We start from the raw sequence: 16,599 nt of genomic DNA, 5'->3' as shown, positions 1-16,599 counted from the left end.
CGCGGTCGACCGTCAGGCCAATCGCTCCTTCAATACGCCCGACAGGAGAAGCTCTCCCTGCCGGGAAAGCTCGCCGCGGATGGCGGCGTTGTGCTGTTCGATTTCCTTGCGGGCGCCGTCGAGGTCGGTGAGTGCGGTGCGTACCTGCCCGATCAGGACCTCGACGTCGAAATCCTCGATATGCTGGCAGAAGGCCGAACGGCCGAACGCCGCCATCAGCTCATCGTTCTTCTGTGCATATCCGAGCGAGAAGGCCGGCCGGCCCGTCTTTAGGGCGCAGAGCAGGTTGTGGTAGCGGGAAACAATGGCGATATCGACCTTCTTGAGTTCCTCCATCACCTGATCCAGCGAGGCCGTGCGTGCCACCGAGACAAAGGCGTGGCTCACTCCAGAAGGACGCGGTGCAAGCCCGTGGAAGATATCGTCCAGTGCGGTTTCGTCCGCCTTGTCCCCCATGAAAAGATGTACCCGCCGCCCATCGTCGAGAAGCCGGCCGATGACCGCCGAGAGCTTCGCGATATAGCTGCGGTAGATTGCTTCCCCGTCGGCCTGCCCGCGTTTCCAGCCACGATAGTGCATGACCCCGACGCCGACGGCGGCATGGGCCGGCCGGCGATCCACGACGGGATCATGGGTCGGGGCACGCAATCCGAAGGCAAGGTCGGGAAAGCGAAGATCGCGAGACACGTCCACGCCGAGATCCCTGACATAATGGAGCGAGAAATCATCGCGGTAGGAGCGGTATTCCGCCATCTGCACGGCCGCCTTCAGGAACCGGCGGCTGAGCGCGTTGTGGATCGGCCCCGCGCCGATGCTCACGAAGGCGATGCGGATGCCGCGCAGGCGGGCGGCGAAGCACCACCAGAAAAGGATGAAAGGCCAGCCGAACGGCGTCTCCTGGAAATCGTCAAGAATGCCCGTGCCGGGGATGACGAGGACCTCGGCCCCGGCAAGCGCCTGGAAAATGGCAACCATGCTTCCGAGCCGGGAAGGCACGCGCCAGAGCCTGGCGCCGGTCGATCGCGTAACCCGGTCCGCCGACGGCTTCTGCCCCCGGATGCTGACGACGTCGAGCGCAAAATCGTCATGAACCTTTGCCGGATTGGAGCAGATACACAGCAGCTTCGCCTCAGGGCGTGCCTGGCGCAGGAAACGCACCATGGCTTCCAGCGAGCCGTCATTGCCGGAATTTCCGGAGCCGAACTGTCCCAGCAGGCCGATTTTCATCCGTAGGTCCCATCCGGAGCGCGATAGCGGCAGGATTATCGCGCCCGGGCAGAGAGTGGAAAACGCCCTCCTTCGTACCGCAGCCTCATCCGGAAGAGGTAGATCGGCGGGGCGTTGTCGCGAAGGAGGGCTATGGCGGTTCGAACGGGCGGATTCCAATGTCTCCGCCGTGCGACGACAAAGAATGCAGGGGGTTGGCCATGAAGCTCGCCTATTTCGTTCTCCCGCATCTCGGCGGTACCTACACCGTTTTCACGCAGCTTCGCAGGGGGCTCGCGCCGTACGACATCGAGCTCCGCTGGCTCGGGCTTTGCCACAAGACAGGCAACATCGATCCAGCTCTTGCAGATGCCGCAGATCTGGGCGCCGGGATCGACACCGAGGCTTTCACGGATGACCGGGAAACAGCCCGCCGTCTTACCGATGCCATTCTGGCAGGGGGGTTCGATGGGGTCATTGTCAATGTCCTCAGCGATCGCCTCCAGACGAACATCGTGCGTTACCTGCCGCCCGAAATCCTGCGTTTCATGGTCGTGCACAACATCACGCCCGGCACCTATGCCGCGGCCGGCGCCATCGCACCGCATGTGCACGCAACCATCTGCGTGTGCCGCCGTGCCCGGGATGATCTCGTCGAGCGCCATGGTTTTCCCGCCGGCCGCACCTTTGTCATTCCGAACGCCGTTTCGCTGAGCGATTTTCCGTTGCAGGACCGCGCATCACGGTTCGAGGGAGAAGGCCTTCGCCTCCTGTTCCTAGGTCGGATCGAGGATGCCTCGAAGGGGGTGCTGTGGCTGCCGGAGATTTTCGCGCGATCCCCCGGCACCGCGCGGCTGACGATCGCAGGCGATGGTCCGGACCTCCCCCGCCTCCGATCGGCCCTGCCCGCCTCGCCGCGAGTCGAGTTTCTGGGATCGGTCGGCCTCCAGGCCGTGCCGGCGCTGATGGCACGCCATGACATCCTTCTCATGCCGTCACGCTATGAGGGGCTACCCATGACCCTGCTGGAGGCCATGGCAGCAGGCTGCGTGCCGATCGCCTCCGCCCTTCGCGGCGTCACGGACATGGTCGTCGACGACGGTCACGACGGTCTTCTGTTTCCCATCGGAGACCGGAGGAAGGCCGCCGACCTCGTCTACGCCCTCGATGGCGATCGCCTGCGCCTTGCAGAATTGTCCGCTGGCGCCCGGCGCAAGGTGGCGCGAAGCTTCACCGTGGAGCGCATGGCGATGCGGTATGCCGAGGCACTGCGCAAGACTGCATCGAATCCTCCGCCGATCGCCCCATCCCTCCCCATCGAGAACTGGTCGTTGCCGCCCGGCCTGCGCCCGGGCTTGCGGACCTACCTTCCCGCTCCGGTGAAAAACTGGCTGCGCCTCGTCCGTGAGCGACTGTGACCGATATCCTCCTCGAAAGGATCCGCCATGCATCTCCTCCGTCTTGCCCTCGGCGCCGGCCTGCTTGCCGGCCTCCTGCTTCCGGCCAGTACAGTCGATGCGGAGAATGTGCGGTTTCCACTGCGCCTCGCGCCGAACGGCCTCCATCTCGAAGACCAGACGGGAAAACCGTTTCTCATCACGGGAGATTCGGCCTGGTCGATGATCGCGGACCTCTCGCCGGAAGAGGCGCAATCCTACATCGCCGACCGGAAGGCGCGCGGCTTCAACACCCTGCTGGTCTCACTCATAGAGCACGAATTCGCCCGGAACGCGCCCAACAACATCGAGGGCGTCGCACCCTTTCTCGAACCGGGCAACTTCACCAGGCCGAATGACCGCTATTTCGCGGCGGCCGAACGTATGCTCGATATCGCGCTGAGCGCCGACATGCTCGTTCTTCTGGCGCCCGCCTATCTTGGTGCCAATGGCGGCCCGCAGGGTTGGTACGGTGAAGTGGCAGCGGCCGGTCCAGCGGCGCTGCAAGCCTATGGCCGCTATGTCGGTGCGCGTTTTGCCCGTTATCCGAACATCATCTGGGTTCAGGGCGGTGACTATGATCCACCCGACAAACGCCTCGTGGAAGCCCTGGCCTCAGGCATCGAGACGGGCAATCCCCGTGCCCTCCAGACCGTGCACGGGGATCGCGACTCGACGACGAGCCTTTACTGGCAGGGTGCAGACTGGCTGAAGCTCGACACCGTCTACACCTATGGCGATGTGGCCGCGGCGGTTCTGGCACGCCATCGCTCCGGGCCGCGCCGACCGTTTTTCCTCATCGAATCCCGCTACGAAAATGAACATGGCGTCGGCGCGTCGGAAATCCGCAAGATCGCCTATGGCGCGCTGCTGTCGGGCGCAAGCGGTCAGATCTATGGCAACAATCCCGTCTGGCATTTTGGCGGACCCGGCCTCTATGACGCCCCGGCGGGCTGGCGGCAGGCGCTCGCGAGCGACGGCGCGCAAAGCATCGGCCATCTTGCCGCATTTTTCGAACGCCTAGACTGGTGGAAACTGCAGCCTGCCGACCGGGGCTTCGCCCTCAAAGCCAAGGGATTGCCCACAGCGACCGCGATCTCGGCCCTTGCAGACGACGCATCGTTCGCCGTGGCCTATCTCTATGATGCGGTCTCCGTGGAGGTCGATGCGCCAGGGCTTACGGTCCCGGATCCGGTCGCCGAATGGTACGACCCGTCTACCGGCGCGCTCAGCCGATCCGTCCCGCTGGACAAGGACACGGGTATCCACCGGCTGCAGGCGCCGTCCTCACAGAACGCCTCCGGCTCCAGCGACTGGCTTCTTCTAATAAGGAATGGTGCTTCACGCTGACAGGACCAACCCGCACTACTGGCCGGCGATACCCATTTCGATCTCGCTGTCGCTCCAGCCTTCGCGCCGATAGCGATGGAAGAGATCTGCAAGCGTTGCAACGCTTTTGCCTGTCTTTTCGACTGTCGTGTCCGCCGTGCCTTGCGTGGGGGCGGGTACGATCTTTCGTTCCTTCACCTTTTCCATGAGAGATCCCTTCCGGAGAGGACAGTTGGACCTGACAGTCGCGCAGGGCGTGAGGGAGACCCGGAGGACGAGGACAGGGGGCGCCTCGGGGTCTCCCCCACCGTGTCGGCAAGGATGGGGATCAGGGGCTGCCGGCACGGTTCCGCCCAGCCGATGCGTCTGGCAGGGGGCCAGATCACTGACCAGGCCCCATCGTAGAACTCTCATGCATCGAGGCAACGTGGCTGAAAGGTCCCGGCCCTAGCCAAATGGTTTACAGGGGAGGATTCGCGATACCCTGGGAGACTCTGTCCGGAATAGAACCGTTCTGGAGCGTCTGGCGATGGGAAGCAGGGCGATTGCGGCAGGAGTCCCGGTTGTGCTCGCCGGTAGCCTGCCATTTCCGTAAAAAACCAAGACCCCTGTTTCCCATTGAAAGCGGCCACGCGTGCCCGCGCGGTCAAGCCCACGTCAGCGGCGGCAGGGTGACAGTCGGCTTCCGTTGAAGAATGAATGCAATAGCGCGTGGGGCCGGTTTCGTCCGCTATAGACACCGGCCGCACAGGCTGTTTCACAGAGGTGCTCCCGGCGCAGCCTCCCGGTAGGCCACCATTGCCGTGACAACCACAGCGACGACATTTGATGCGGCGCTGACTGCGATGGGAATGAAGTAACTCTGGCTGAAGTCGTAGATGAAGCCCGCCGCGCTCGGCCCAGCGAGCGTGCCTATGGCAACGCTGGTATAGAGAACGCCGATGATGCGGCCGGCTTGGCGCGCGCCAAACAGATCGGCAACGACAGCTGGCAGGATTGCTACCCAGCCGCCATAGAAGAGGCCGAAAATGAGCGCGAACAGAAGGAGCAGACCGAAAGAAGCAGCAACGGACCAGATCGCGAGAGAGGAAGCCATGCCGATATACATGGCGATCAGGAACGTCTCCCTGCCCATCCGGTCCGCTATGCCGCCCAGGAAGAAGCGGCCGACCGTGCTGCCGATGCCGATGGCACCAAGCAGCCACACTGCAACCGCCGCCGAAACGCCATGGTCGATCGCATAGGGCACCAGATGAACGAAGGGGACGAACACCCCAAACGCACCAAAGAGCGATGCGAGATACAGCGCATGGAAGCGCCGCGTCCGGACGGCTTGCCCCACGGACATATCGTGGCCCGATTGCGGCGAACCGGCATTTCGGATGCTATCGGCACCATCGGGCGATAGTCCACGACGTGCCGGCTCGTCTTCCATCACGAACGCCGCCAACACGCCGAGAACGATCGCAATGACACCCAGCGTCGTGTACGCGCTGCGCCAGCCGAAGCCCGAGATCAGCCACGTCGCAAACGGCGGCAGCGCGAGAGTACCAATCCCGATGCCGCTGACCGCAAAGCCGGAGGCAAGACCACGGCGACTGACGAACCAGCGCTGCACGGCCCCAAGCGTCGGCACATAGGCGCTGCCGACGCCCACTCCAATGCCGATGCTGTAGGCTGCGTAGACCTGTAGAATGGTCTGCGCCCGCCCGGCCATGAGCAGGCCCAGTCCAACAAGCATCATTCCGATTGCGGAAAGAACCTTCACACCGTACCGATCTGCGAGCGGAGCGGAAACGACACCGAGCGCGAAATAGAGGAAGCCCGCCAACGAAAAGACCAGGGATACCGATCCACGGGATGCTCCGAACTCCTCTTGAAGCGGCTGAAGAAATGAGCTGAACGTATAGGCGCTTCCGAAGCCGACGAAGGTTATGACAAAGGCTGCAGCGACGACGAACCAGCCGTAGAAGAGCACGAAAGACTGTTTTGGGGAGATCACGAGAGCCCTCCGCCGGCTGCGCCGCGCAGAAGCCCGTGGAGAGGCCGATGCCTCGGCGCAATCTCAAACCGACCACGGATCGCGCCTTTGCGCATTTCGGGCCATGCGAAACCAGGCATACCGGGGAGGCATGCTGCCGCTTCGTCGAACATGCTCATCACGCTGCTCCTGCGACGTGACTTTCGGCCAGCCCGTCATCGAGATCCGGGCGACGGCGATGCCATTCCGTCCAGCCCTGAAACGCCGCGCCGAGCGCCAGAAGCGAGCTCTCATCGAATGCGGCGGCGATCAGCTGAAGGCCGATTGGCATGCCGTCCGCCGAGACCCCTCCGGGGAACGCAAGTGTCGGGTGCCCACTCATGTTGAAAGGGCAAGTGTAGCGTTGCAGCTTGGCGATCAGTTCGGGTTGCTCGCCAAGTGTCGCGATCGTCTTCAGCGTGAGCGGTGCAAATGGGTGGATGGGGGTCAGCACAGCGTCGACCGAAGACAGCAGAGCTTCGACCTGCCCGCGGAAGGCGGCTCGGCGGAGCAGTATGCGTTGATAGTCCATCCCTGAAACGGCCATCCCGGCCTCGACGACGGATGACAAAATGGGGCCGTATTGTTCCTTGTGGAGCGCATAGGCCGCCTCATGGACGATAGCCGCCTCGACGGCACAATTCGGCGTCCAGTCAAGGACGATCTGGCGGACATCCGGAAAAGAGACGTCAACGATCTCGACTCCGAGATCCGAGAAGACCGCACACGCTTCGGCCAGTGCAGCCTTTGTCCCGACATCGACGTCGTCACCATTCCAGTTTCGGTCGATGCCAATGCGCTTGCCGCGCACGTCTGCGAACGTGTCGGCCATATAGTCGAAAACCGGGCGAGAGCTTGTCGTCGGGTCATCGACATCGTGCCCGGCAATTGCTTTGAAAATGGCTGCTACACCCACGACACTTCGGGCAATTGGGCCGATATGGTCCAGCGACGGCGCGAGGTCGAACGTCCCATGGCGGCTGACGCGGCCCCAGGTCGGCTTGAGGCCGCTGACGCCGTTGGCTGCACAGGGCCAGCGGATCGACCCGCCGGTATCGGAGGCAATCGCCCCGAAGCATAGGCCGGCTGCGGTGGCGGCTGCCGATCCACCGGAGGAGATGCCTGCCCAATACGCGCTGTTCCAGGGATTGCACACCGGCGGTATCGACGGATGGTAGTCGGAATACGCCCCCTCGGTGAGCTGGGTCTTGCCGATCAGCACTGCGCCTGCTTCCGTCAATTTCCGCACGACGGTCGCATCGTGTGTCGGAACAAAATCTCCATGGATCACAGTGCCGCCGGCAGTTGCCGCGCCCTCGGTCCAGCACAAGTCCTTTACTGCGATGGGAACGCCGTGGAGCGGCCCCCGGTGCACGCCCTCCCGGATCTCCCGATCGGCCGCTTCCGCCTGACGGAGCGCCCGGTCGTCCAGGACCCGGGCATATGTCCTCAATCTGCCGTCCAAGCGTTGAATGCGCGCCAGAAGCGCTTCCGTGACCTCCCTCGAGGTGACCACCCGCCGGGCGATGAGTTCCCCAACCTCCGTCAGATCACAGAATTCCACCTTGAAAGACATATGCCTAAGCCCTTTCTCCAATTGCGCGCCCGGAGGCGCACCATCTCTATGATTTAGAATTTATAGCGTACAGGCCAGCTCGATTGCTGAATTGACACCCTACAGTAGCCAGAGTTATGTTGTCTTTCGTATACAGGCAAACCAGAATATTTAACGCATACGAGTTATATAATCTAAGCTATGATGAACCGTTTACCGCCGCTGAATGCGCTCAAAGCGTTCGAGGCTGCTGCTCGCCACCTCTCAATCAAGCACGCGGCGGAGGAACTGTGCGTGACGCCGGGAGCGGTCAGCCAGATGATCAAGGTTCTGGAAGAACACCTGCGGGTGAGGCTTTTTGAGCGGGTGACACGGGGAATCTATCTGACCGACGCGGGGCATGACTATTTGCCTTCGATACGCAATGCATTCCGCCAAATCGCAGACGCATCCGAGCGGATCGCAGCTCAGCGGGACTCCGGGCTGCTCACCGTCAGCGCCACGCCCTTCTTCGCGTCGGCCTGGCTCGTTCCGCGGTTGTCATCCTTTCGAGAGATCCAACCCGACATTGATCTCCAGATCGTCACCAGCAACGCACTCGTCGACTTCTCTCGTTCGGAAGTGGATGTCGCGATCCGGCACGGGCTGGGCCGCTATCCCGGGCTTCGCAGCGATCGTATCGTCACCGTTGAGGTGGCAGCGGTGGCGACGCCTGGACTGGTCGAGCGGCTGGGGCTTCCTGGCCGACCATCGGACCTCGCGCACTGGCCGCAGGTCCACGATGCCGAACGGAAGGGCTGGAACCTGTGGTTTGAAACGCACGGTGTGCCCGAGCGGATGGCAGCGCGCGGCCCGTCCTTCGATGACAGCGGGCTCCTGCTAAAGGCGATCCTTGCTGGCCAGGGTGCAGGGCTTCTGCCGGCAGCTCTGGTTGAAGACGAACTGCGAGATGGCCGCTTGGTCCAATTGTCTCCTGCCGTGAATATGGAGGATTTTGCCTACTACCTCATCTGCCCCGACAACAAGCAACAACAGCCGAAGATTTCGGCGTTCAGGGACTGGATCTTGAACGCATAATCAAAAGGGACCGGGTTCTCTTATAGATCATCGACAGCACCGTCGACGTGATGCGATCATGCAGATAGCCGCACAGGGGGCGAGGGTCGCAGTACGCTTTGCGAGGTCGCCGCTGGGCACGGCATCACTGCCGCCAGATGCTCGAACAATCCGTTGCCAGTACATGCCGCCGAAACCGGGAAGCCCGCCGCGCCAAAGGCCTGACCTCAGAGCAAATTCGCCTCCGAGAACGCCTCCACGCCGGCATGCAGCGTTTCCCGGTCGCCATGTTCGACACCATGCAGAATGTCGAGCAAGGGAAAGGTGAGCCGGTAGAAACGCATACGGTCACGGAATCCCTCTCCCATTTGAAAACGGTTCAGCATCGTATCGACAAAGGCATCGCCGAGCCCCGCGGCCAGGCTGGCATAGTCATAGGCCTCATCACCCAGATCGCACCCGGAGAAATCGATCACACCGGAGAGGCGGCCTTCATGGATGAGAATGTTCCCTGTCCCGAAATCCCCATGCAGGACAGAGCGCGGCAGTGCATCGCAAACGGCCAGAAAATCGTCGAACGCCCGACGCAAGCGGCTGACTGCCCTCGGGGCCAATAGGGGGAAGGCAAGCGCTTCGCACCGCGAACGCAAGTCATCCCACTCCATCGAAGGCAATGCCCCTGCAAGATCGGGCAGAAGGGCGGCTGGAACCGCGTGCAGGGCACGCAGGAAACCGCCAAGATCCGCGGCCAGCCCACGCTGCTGTTCGTCGGTCAAAACCCGCAGGGTCGAAAGCGGTTCACCCTGAATTCGGGGATGGACTGAAAACACCCTCTGTCCGCTCCGACACACCCTCAGGGCCGGTATCGGCGCCGGAAGCAATGGCTTGAGCACCGCAAGCACGCGCGCCTCGCGCTCAAGTTCGTTTTCCGCTGTCGCATGGCGCGGTAGCCGAACGAGTTCACCCCCGACGTCGTAGACGAGATTGTTCTGCCCCGCCCCAAGCAGAGTGGCCGGCGTGCCCGCCGGCATGCCGAGAGTTTCGGTGATCTCAGACAGAAACAGCGCGTCGAGGGCGTGATGCGCGGGCAGCCCGCCATCGGTCCGGTTGCCCAATGGATTTTCCCGGCTGGCGGGTTTTTCCACACAGGCCGGACGTGTGGTCTCTTTCTCGATCTCATCCATTGGAGGCTGTATGAGCGGAAATCGAAACGGATGCAAATCGGACGGTCGCATCGCTTCTGGCGCCGCCGATGATCGCACTGTCCCACCGATGGAGAGGCGTAGCTGGGCACCGCTGTTTACCGCGAAGCTGGGATGCCGCGGCAATCACAAAGCATGCAGTGGCAGCAATGGGCACCTACCGACGGTTGACGTGAAATGCCCCCTGAACGCCTCTTGCCCCTTTGTGCGATAGCTTCTATCCGGATGCGCCCGGTGGGAAAAATCAAAAAAAGAATACCTGCCTGATGGAGGGATGTCGAAATCGGCCGGGTCGGCGGCGTCTTTGGCCTGTCGCAACACAAATGAGGAAAAATTTTATGCTTTTTCAAGTTACGGCGCTTTACGCGCTGCCGCTTGCCGCCCTGTATGTTGTCCTGTGGTTCCGTGTGACAACGACCCGTTCGAACCTCAAGGTTTCCATCGGCGATGCGGGCAACACCGGCCTGCACGAGAAGATCAGACAGCACGGTAACTTCGTCGAATGGGTGTCGATCGTGCTGATCCTGATGATCATCGCCGAAGGCAACAAGGCCGATGCGATCTGGTTGCATGTTTCGGGTGCGTTGCTTCTGATCGGGCGGCTGGTCCACCCCTTCGGGCTCACTGCAGCCAATCCAGCGCACCCTCTGCGCATCATCGGCAATACGGCCAGCCTGCTTGCCACGCTGAACGCCATGGTCTGCCTTGTTTTCACGTCCTTCGGCCTCTGAGGAGAGTTCCATGCAGTACATGCTTCTGATCTATACATCGCCCGACGCCGAACCTGTTTACGGCACACCGGAATTCCAGGCCATGATGCAGGGGTTCTCCGACTTCAACGACCGAGCCAACGCCGATGGCGTTTTGCGCGGCGGGGAAGCGTTGCAGGGGATCGAAACGGCGACATCGCTGCGCCTGCGCGGCGGCAAGGTCGAGACCATGGATGGTCCTTTCGCCGAGACCCGCGAGCATCTGGGCGGCTACTACATACTCGACGTCCCCGATCTGGACGCCGCGCTGCGCTACGCGGCGCTGCTGCCGGTCGCCGCCTGGGGCACGATCGAGGTCCGGCCGCTGATGTCCTACAACCCCGCCAATCTCTGATGGCAGGAGCCGCCCCCCACGCCATGACTGTCACGCGCGCCCTATCCGTGGTGATGCGTGAGGACCGGGGGCGGCTCATGGCAGCGCTTGTCGCGCGCCTCGGCGATTTTCAGCGCGCCGAGGATGCGCTGCAGGAGGCCGGAATTTCCGCGCTCCTCCATTGGGGGCGATCTGGCGTGCCGGAATCGCCACGCGCCTGGCTGCTGAAGGTGGCCGGGCGCAAGGCTCTGGATCGCTTGCGGGCAGAAGGGCGCGGCGCAAAGCGCGAAGCGGCGCTGGCGCAGCTCACCATCCTCGATACCGACGAGGTGACAGAGGATATTCCCGACGAAAGGCTGCGGCTGATTTTCACCTGCTGCCACCCGGCACTGGAAGAAAAAACGCGCGTGGCCCTGACATTGCGAACCGTGTGCGGGCTGACCACCGAGGAGATCGCGCGGGTGTTTCTGGATACGGCGCCGACCATGGGCCAGCGGCTCAGCCGCGCCAGGTCGAAGATCGCGATGGCGGGCATCCCCTTCGCAGTACCGGGGCCTGAGGATTGGGACGACCGCCTGCAAACGGTTCTGACCACGATCTACCTGATCTTCACTATCGGCTATACGACCGGCCCGGACGAGCCGCGCAACCTCTGCGCCGAGGCGATCTTTCTCTGCCGTCTGCTCCTGATCCTGCGTCCGGATCAGGCCGAGATCGAAGGCGCCCTTGCACTGATGTTGCTGACCGACGCCCGACGCGCCGCTAGGATCGGCACCGATGGCGCAAGCGTGCCGCCCGGCGAACAGGACCGGGCCTTGTGGAACAGGCAAAGCCTCGATGAAGGGCGGGCTCTTCTCCACACATCCCTGTTGCGCCGGCGCGCCGGCCCGTTTCAGATCAAGGCTGCGATCAGCGCCTGCCAGATGGCCGATCCGGGGCCGGATTGGCCACAGATCCTGCAGCTCTACACGGTTCTCATGACCATGGAGCCGACTGCGGTGGTGCGGCTGAACCATGCCGTGGCCCTGGCCGAGACCGGCCTTGTCGAAACCGCTCAGGCAGAAATCGCGGCGCTGCGACCTGAGCTCGACGGCTTCCAGCCCTTCCATGCCGCAGCGACCCTTGTCTATGCGCGTGCCGGCGCCCGGGACGAGGCGCGCCGCAACGGGCTGGCCGCTATCGAAGGGGCAGAGCGAGAGGCAGACCGGCTGTTGCTGCGCAAATTGCTGGAAGGGCTAGAATTGGCGGACCGCCGTCCCAACCCTGCCATCTGAATGAAGCGCAACAATTAGCTGTTCGGTCAGCTTCCCCCTGCAATCATGCGTCCACACAAAGGCCCACCACACTCATTCACGCCCGGGAACCGTACGCTGCAGAGACGTCCGCTGATCGAATTCCCCGAAATGGCGTCCGCGCTCCTTCATGCTGTCAGTGCGTGCCTCGACTGTCTTGCTGTGCCGCCGTGCGATCGAGTTGATCAACAGATTGAGGATAACCGTGAGGCTGGCCGACGAATCCCAGAACGTCTCCACATAGGTTTCGCCCTGCAACACCAGCTCGGTATACTCGTAGGCCCAGTTGGAGAACTTGTCGGTGACGATGACAAGCGGCATGCCGGCATCGCGCGCCTTCTCGGCAAGCAGGACCCCTTTGCGGGCATAGGAATGCGTATCGACCAGAACCAGGCAATGGCTGTCCCCGGACATATCAAGAATTTCAGCGGAAACACCCGCGTGATCTTCGGCAAAGCGGACCTTCGGGCGGACATATTGCAGCCGGCTGGCAAAATCGATGGCAAGACCACGGGAAGCCTGGAAGCCGACAACGCTCACGAACTGCGGATCCGCGATGGCCTCGACACAGTATCGCCAGCGAGGCAGCGTCGTCAGCTTGTAGGCTTCCGTGACGGCCTCCAATTCCCGCTGGAGGCTCTTCTCCAGCGTCTGCTCGTTGAGCGGATCAAGCTGCAGGCGCTTGAACACATTGCCCATGCCCGCGGCTTCCGCCCCCGCCGCCGGCTTGAGCGCTTCCTTGAAGTCCTTGAGGTTCGCGTAACCCAGCTGGCGAATGAAGCGGATGACGGTCATCTCGCTGAGACCGAGCGCGGCGGCGAGCGAGGCCCCGGTCTCGTATGGCAGGCGGTCCCAGTTGTCGCGGAAATGCGACGCGATCATGCGGCCGGAGCGTGACCACCCCGTGTCCTCGCTGGCAAGCCCACGTTCGAGAAAGGTGTTCAGGTCCATTTCCTGGCCACGCTTGCCGGAGGGCTTGTCACTGTCGGCCGCCATGCTCTTCTCCCGGTCGGTACTCCGGACACGCCCGCGCCGGCTCCGTTTTTCTTTACATACGTGGTACGGAATCGCGGAGCAACGCGGTATATTCGCTTTGCGGTTGATCGAGAACGCGGGCTGTCTCACCCATCTCCACCAAGCGCGCCGACCGGAAGACCGCGATGCGATCACAGAGTTTGCGAACGACATGGAGATCGTGCGAGATGTAGATCACCGTGAGGTCGCGCTCCTGGCGCAGGCGGACGAGCAGGCGGATGATTTGCGCCTGGATCGTCACATCAAGTGCCGAGGTGATCTCATCGGCAACCAGAACCTCCGGCTGGAGAATCAAGGCCCGGGCGATGCCAATGCGCTGGCACTGGCCTCCGGAAAGCTGCTTTGGGCGGCGCTGAGCGAAATCTTCCGGCAATTCCACTTGCCGCATCATATCGAGCGCGCGGCGGCGCGCCTCCGCAGCATCGGCAAGGCCATGGCGACGCAGCGGCTCGGCAATGGTATCGATCACCGCCATGGCCGGGTTCAGGGAATCGAACGGGTTCTGGAAGACCATCTGCACACGGCGGCGATAAGCGGAAAGGGCCGCCCCTTTCAGACGATGAACATCCTGCCCGTCGAACAGCACCTGCCCCTGCGCCGGTGCGACCAGGCGCATCAACACCTTTGCCGCGGTGCTCTTGCCGGAGCCGCTTTCGCCCACGATACCGAAACACTCCCCACGACGAATGTCGAGCGAGACGTCCGAGAGCGCCTGGATCGTACCGCTGCGCCTGCGCATTACGCCGCCGGGACGATAGGTGACGCCGAGATCGCGGATGGAAAACAACGGCGCAGCGGTGGTCGCCGGTGGCGTGACCGGCGTCAGGTCAAGGCGGCTTGGCTGCGATGCAATGAGCAACCGGGTATAGTCGTGGCGAGGGGCCTGCAGGACGTCGCGCGTCAGCCCGGCCTCGACGACCTCGCCCTGCCGCATCACCACGACACGGTGGCATATGTCCGCCACCACCGCGAGATCGTGCGAGACCAGGATTACCGCCAGGCCGAGACGACGGTTCAGGTCGCGCAGCACGTCAAGGATACGGGCCTGGACGGTGACGTCGAGTGCGGTCGTCGGCTCGTCGGCAAGCAGGATGCGCGGCGCACAGGCGATCGCTCCGCCAATCATCACCCGCTGCTTCATGCCGCCGGACAATTCATGCGGATAGGCCCGCAGACGCTTTTCCGGCTCGTTGATTTCCACGGCGCGCAGAATATCAAGGGCACGCGCCTCCACATTGCCGGCCGCGCCATGCAGGATGATGGGTTCGGCGACATGATGGCCAACCGTCTTCAATGGATCGAGATGCGAGGCCGGGTTCTGGAAGATCATCGACATCTTCCGTCCCCGTAGCCCGCGCATCTCCTCGGCCGTGCTGGCAAGCAGATCCCGGCCTTCGAACAGGACACGGCCGGAAACCTTGGCATTTTGAGGCAGAAGCCCAAGCAGGGCCCGGCAGGTCAAGGACTTGCCGGAACCGCTTTCACCGACGATGCCGAGCACCTCGCCCGTCATCAGCGTGAAGCCCACATTGCGCACGACCGGCAACGCACCGAAGGAAACGCCGAGCGCCTCGACGGAAAGAAGCGGAGTGGATTCGTCGATCATGATTTCAACATCCTTCCAAGCCCATCGCTGACAAGAACGAAACCGAAGCCCATGAGGATCGCTGCAAGGCCGGGGAACAGGCAGATCCACCAGGCATCCACGACATAGGGCTGGCCTTCCGCGATCATCGCTCCCCATTCCGGCGTCGGCGGCTGCACGCCGAGGCCAAGGAAGCCGAGGCTGGCGCCGGCCAGAACGATCATCACGATATCCGTGGTGGCGTAGACAAGCACAACCGGCAGGGTCGAAGGCATGATGTGGCGCAGCAGGATCACCGGCGTCGAATAGCCGAGAACCCTGGCGGCCTGCACATAGTCCTTTTCCCGCAGGACCGCCGTCTGCGCACGCACAAGCCGCGCGTAGGATACCCAGCCGACCAGTGCCAGCGCGATGAAATAGTTCGTCAGCCCGGGCCCCATGATGCCGACGATGGCGATTACCAGCACGAAGAACGGAAAGGCGACCGTCACATCGATAAGGCGTGAGAGAACTGCATCCGTCCAGCCGCCGAAGTAACCGGCTGCCAGGCCGGCAAGTGCCCCGAGCACCAGCGGCGCGGCAACGCCGGCGACACCCATCCAAAGGTCGATGCGGGCCGCATAGATGGTGCGGCTCAGGACATCTCGGCCGAGATGATCCGTTCCGAAGGGATGCTGGGCGGACGGGGCGGCGAGCAAGGCCTCGAAATCGATCGCATTCGGGTCGAACGGAGAGACATGCGGCGCTGCAAGTGCAAGGACGAACAGCACGAGCAGCACGAGAACACCGGCGATGAACTCGAGCGCACCCTTGCGCGCAAGGAAAGCGGCTGCCGTCATAGCTTGACCCTCGGATCGATCAGCGAGGACAGCACGTCGACCAGAAGCGTGATCGACACCGTCAGCAGCGCATAGACGATAGTAAGGCCCTGGATCACGGAGAAATCCCGGCCGAGCACGGAGGTAACCATCAATGTGCCGATGCCTGGAACGGCGTAGACGATCTCGACCACCACCGCTCCACCGATCAGATAGGCCAGCATGACACCCAGCAGATTGAGGGTCGGGATCAGCGAGTTCATCAACACGTGGCGCACAAAATTCACGCCCTCCGGCAAGCCCTTCGAGCGCCCGGCGATGACATAATCGGCTTCCATTTCCTGGATCAGGGTCGCCCGGAGGCTGCGCAGCAGCAGCGGCACGAGCCAGAGCGCCGTGCTCACCGCGGGAAGAAAGAGGTGGCGCAGATGCCCGACGAAGCCTTCGCCGTAACCGCTGACCGGAAACCAGCCCAGTTCCACGCCAAAGTAACGCGACATCATCAGCGCCAGCCAGAAAACTGGGAAGGTCATGCCTGCAACAGCGCCGAAGCGAATGACCTGGTCGATCCAGCGGCCATGGTTGCGGGCGGCCAGAACAGCAAGCATGAGCGTCAGCGGAATGCTGATCGCCATCACATAGCCGACCAGGAACAGGGTGGGCGGCAGGAACTGCCAGATGAGGCCGATTACCGGCTTCTGGAAACGAAGAGAATAACCGAGGTCTCCCATCAGCAGATTGCCGAGATAGGTGAAATACTGCTCGGCCAAGCCGTCGTTCAGGCCAAGCTGGTCACGGAGCTGCGCCACGGCCTCCTCGCTCGCCCGGTCGCCGAGCAGCAGCCGCGCCGGATCTCCCGGCGACAGATGCACGAGGAGGAAGCTGACAAGGCTGATGCCGATCATTACCGGGATGATCGAAACCAGCCGTTTCACGAGAACGGCAAGGAAGGCCATTGGGGGTCTCCATCGGGACGTCGCCA

The 16,599-nt window shown here is 62.7% G+C and carries 15 protein-coding genes; 6 read left to right on the top strand and 9 right to left on the bottom strand.

Annotated elements, in window-relative coordinates:
- Positions 1–12: 12 nt before the first annotated feature.
- On the bottom strand, positions 13–1,227 hold the full coding sequence (locus tag K0P03_RS30665) for a polysaccharide pyruvyl transferase family protein (RefSeq protein ID WP_272791600.1): 1,215 nt from the start codon (positions 1,225–1,227) through the stop codon (positions 13–15).
- A 200-nt stretch (positions 1,228–1,427) separates the two neighbouring features.
- Between K0P03_RS30665 and K0P03_RS30660 the strand changes: the two genes are divergently transcribed.
- Positions 1,428–2,624, top strand: a complete 1,197-nt coding sequence (locus K0P03_RS30660; protein WP_272791599.1) for a glycosyltransferase family 4 protein — start codon at positions 1,428–1,430, stop codon at positions 2,622–2,624.
- A 27-nt stretch (positions 2,625–2,651) separates the two neighbouring features.
- Positions 2,652–3,992, top strand: a complete 1,341-nt coding sequence (locus K0P03_RS30655) for an apiosidase-like domain-containing protein (protein WP_272791598.1) — start codon at positions 2,652–2,654, stop codon at positions 3,990–3,992.
- A 15-nt stretch (positions 3,993–4,007) separates the two neighbouring features.
- Here K0P03_RS30655 and K0P03_RS30650 read toward each other — a convergent pair whose 3' ends face one another.
- The 3 genes from K0P03_RS30650 to K0P03_RS30640 form a co-directional block, all read right to left on the bottom strand.
- Positions 4,008–4,178 (bottom strand): hypothetical protein, encoded by a 171-nt coding sequence (locus tag K0P03_RS30650; RefSeq protein WP_165909401.1) that lies wholly within the window; start codon positions 4,176–4,178, stop codon positions 4,008–4,010.
- Positions 4,179–4,728: 550 nt separating this feature from the next.
- Complete coding sequence (locus tag K0P03_RS30645) at positions 4,729–5,973, bottom strand: MFS transporter (RefSeq protein WP_272791597.1); 1,245 nt, start codon at positions 5,971–5,973, stop codon at positions 4,729–4,731.
- 157 nt (positions 5,974–6,130) lie between these two features.
- Entirely contained in the window at positions 6,131–7,567 is a 1,437-nt protein-coding gene (locus tag K0P03_RS30640; protein ID WP_272791596.1) for an amidase, read from the bottom strand.
- Between the two features lie 180 nt (positions 7,568–7,747).
- Here K0P03_RS30640 and gcvA point away from each other — a divergent pair, with 180 nt between their 5' ends.
- Positions 7,748–8,623, top strand: a complete 876-nt coding sequence (gene gcvA, locus K0P03_RS30635; RefSeq protein WP_272791595.1) for a transcriptional regulator GcvA — start codon at positions 7,748–7,750, stop codon at positions 8,621–8,623.
- A gap of 206 nt (positions 8,624–8,829) precedes the next feature.
- Here gcvA and K0P03_RS30630 read toward each other — a convergent pair whose 3' ends face one another.
- Positions 8,830–9,786 carry a phosphotransferase family protein gene (locus tag K0P03_RS30630; protein WP_272791594.1) on the bottom strand — a complete coding sequence of 319 codons (957 nt, stop codon included), beginning with the start codon at positions 9,784–9,786 and terminating at the stop codon, positions 8,830–8,832.
- A 356-nt stretch (positions 9,787–10,142) separates the two neighbouring features.
- On the opposite strand from K0P03_RS30630, the gene K0P03_RS30625 reads away from it, so the two are divergent.
- The 3 genes from K0P03_RS30625 to K0P03_RS30615 are packed head-to-tail and all read left to right on the top strand — an operon-like array spanning position 10,143 to position 12,161.
- Positions 10,143–10,535: an MAPEG family protein gene (locus tag K0P03_RS30625; RefSeq protein WP_272791593.1), complete on the top strand. Its 393-nt coding sequence runs from the start codon at positions 10,143–10,145 to the stop codon at positions 10,533–10,535.
- Positions 10,536–10,545: 10 nt separating this feature from the next.
- The gene (locus K0P03_RS30620) at positions 10,546–10,908 is read left to right on the top strand and encodes a YciI family protein (RefSeq protein WP_023513379.1); all 363 of its coding nucleotides are present in this window, start codon (positions 10,546–10,548) and stop codon (positions 10,906–10,908) included.
- A gap of 23 nt (positions 10,909–10,931) precedes the next feature.
- Positions 10,932–12,161, top strand: coding sequence for an RNA polymerase sigma factor (locus tag K0P03_RS30615; RefSeq protein ID WP_272791592.1), 1,230 nt, complete (start codon positions 10,932–10,934; stop codon positions 12,159–12,161).
- A gap of 72 nt (positions 12,162–12,233) precedes the next feature.
- Here the strand turns inward: K0P03_RS30615 and K0P03_RS30610 are convergent, their stop codons facing one another.
- Genes K0P03_RS30610 through K0P03_RS30595 form a run of 4 tightly spaced genes read right to left on the bottom strand, consistent with a single transcriptional unit; the run spans position 12,234 to position 16,573 of the window.
- On the bottom strand, positions 12,234–13,175 hold the full coding sequence (locus K0P03_RS30610) for a MurR/RpiR family transcriptional regulator (protein WP_272791591.1): 942 nt from the start codon (positions 13,173–13,175) through the stop codon (positions 12,234–12,236).
- A gap of 52 nt (positions 13,176–13,227) precedes the next feature.
- Entirely contained in the window at positions 13,228–14,820 is a 1,593-nt protein-coding gene (locus K0P03_RS30605) for a dipeptide ABC transporter ATP-binding protein (RefSeq protein ID WP_272791590.1), read from the bottom strand.
- Entirely contained in the window at positions 14,817–15,638 is an 822-nt protein-coding gene (locus K0P03_RS30600; RefSeq protein WP_272791589.1) for an ABC transporter permease, read from the bottom strand. The genes K0P03_RS30605 and K0P03_RS30600 overlap by 4 nt, the downstream gene beginning before the upstream one ends.
- Complete coding sequence (locus K0P03_RS30595; RefSeq protein ID WP_023513374.1) at positions 15,635–16,573, bottom strand: ABC transporter permease; 939 nt, start codon at positions 16,571–16,573, stop codon at positions 15,635–15,637. Before K0P03_RS30595 ends, K0P03_RS30600 begins: the two co-directional genes overlap by 4 nt.
- Positions 16,574–16,599 lie beyond the last annotated feature (26 nt).

The organism is Shinella sp. HY16, assembly GCF_028534175.1.
GTDB lineage: Bacteria > Pseudomonadota > Alphaproteobacteria > Rhizobiales > Rhizobiaceae > Shinella.
Note: the sequence above shows the minus strand (reverse complement) of the source record. Positions and strands in the feature narration are given on the sequence as shown.

Excerpts from the sequence above, each read along its gene's own strand:
- K0P03_RS30665 (WP_272791600.1), bottom strand. The coding sequence starts at position 1,227 with ATGAAAATCGGCCTGCTGGGACAGTTCGGCTCCGGAAATTCCGGCAAT.
- K0P03_RS30660 (WP_272791599.1), top strand. The coding sequence starts at position 1,428 with ATGAAGCTCGCCTATTTCGTTCTCCCGCATCTCGGCGGTACCTACACC.
- K0P03_RS30655 (WP_272791598.1), top strand. The coding sequence starts at position 2,652 with ATGCATCTCCTCCGTCTTGCCCTCGGCGCCGGCCTGCTTGCCGGCCTC.
- K0P03_RS30650 (WP_165909401.1), bottom strand. The coding sequence starts at position 4,178 with ATGGAAAAGGTGAAGGAACGAAAGATCGTACCCGCCCCCACGCAAGGC.
- K0P03_RS30640 (WP_272791596.1), bottom strand. The coding sequence starts at position 7,567 with ATGTCTTTCAAGGTGGAATTCTGTGATCTGACGGAGGTTGGGGAACTC.
- gcvA (WP_272791595.1), top strand. The coding sequence starts at position 7,748 with ATGATGAACCGTTTACCGCCGCTGAATGCGCTCAAAGCGTTCGAGGCT.
- K0P03_RS30630 (WP_272791594.1), bottom strand. The coding sequence starts at position 9,786 with ATGGATGAGATCGAGAAAGAGACCACACGTCCGGCCTGTGTGGAAAAA.
- K0P03_RS30625 (WP_272791593.1), top strand. The coding sequence starts at position 10,143 with ATGCTTTTTCAAGTTACGGCGCTTTACGCGCTGCCGCTTGCCGCCCTG.
- K0P03_RS30620 (WP_023513379.1), top strand. The coding sequence starts at position 10,546 with ATGCAGTACATGCTTCTGATCTATACATCGCCCGACGCCGAACCTGTT.
- K0P03_RS30615 (WP_272791592.1), top strand. The coding sequence starts at position 10,932 with ATGACTGTCACGCGCGCCCTATCCGTGGTGATGCGTGAGGACCGGGGG.
- K0P03_RS30610 (WP_272791591.1), bottom strand. The coding sequence starts at position 13,175 with ATGGCGGCCGACAGTGACAAGCCCTCCGGCAAGCGTGGCCAGGAAATG.
- K0P03_RS30605 (WP_272791590.1), bottom strand. The coding sequence starts at position 14,820 with ATGATCGACGAATCCACTCCGCTTCTTTCCGTCGAGGCGCTCGGCGTT.
- K0P03_RS30600 (WP_272791589.1), bottom strand. The coding sequence starts at position 15,638 with ATGACGGCAGCCGCTTTCCTTGCGCGCAAGGGTGCGCTCGAGTTCATC.
- K0P03_RS30595 (WP_023513374.1), bottom strand. The coding sequence starts at position 16,573 with ATGGCCTTCCTTGCCGTTCTCGTGAAACGGCTGGTTTCGATCATCCCG.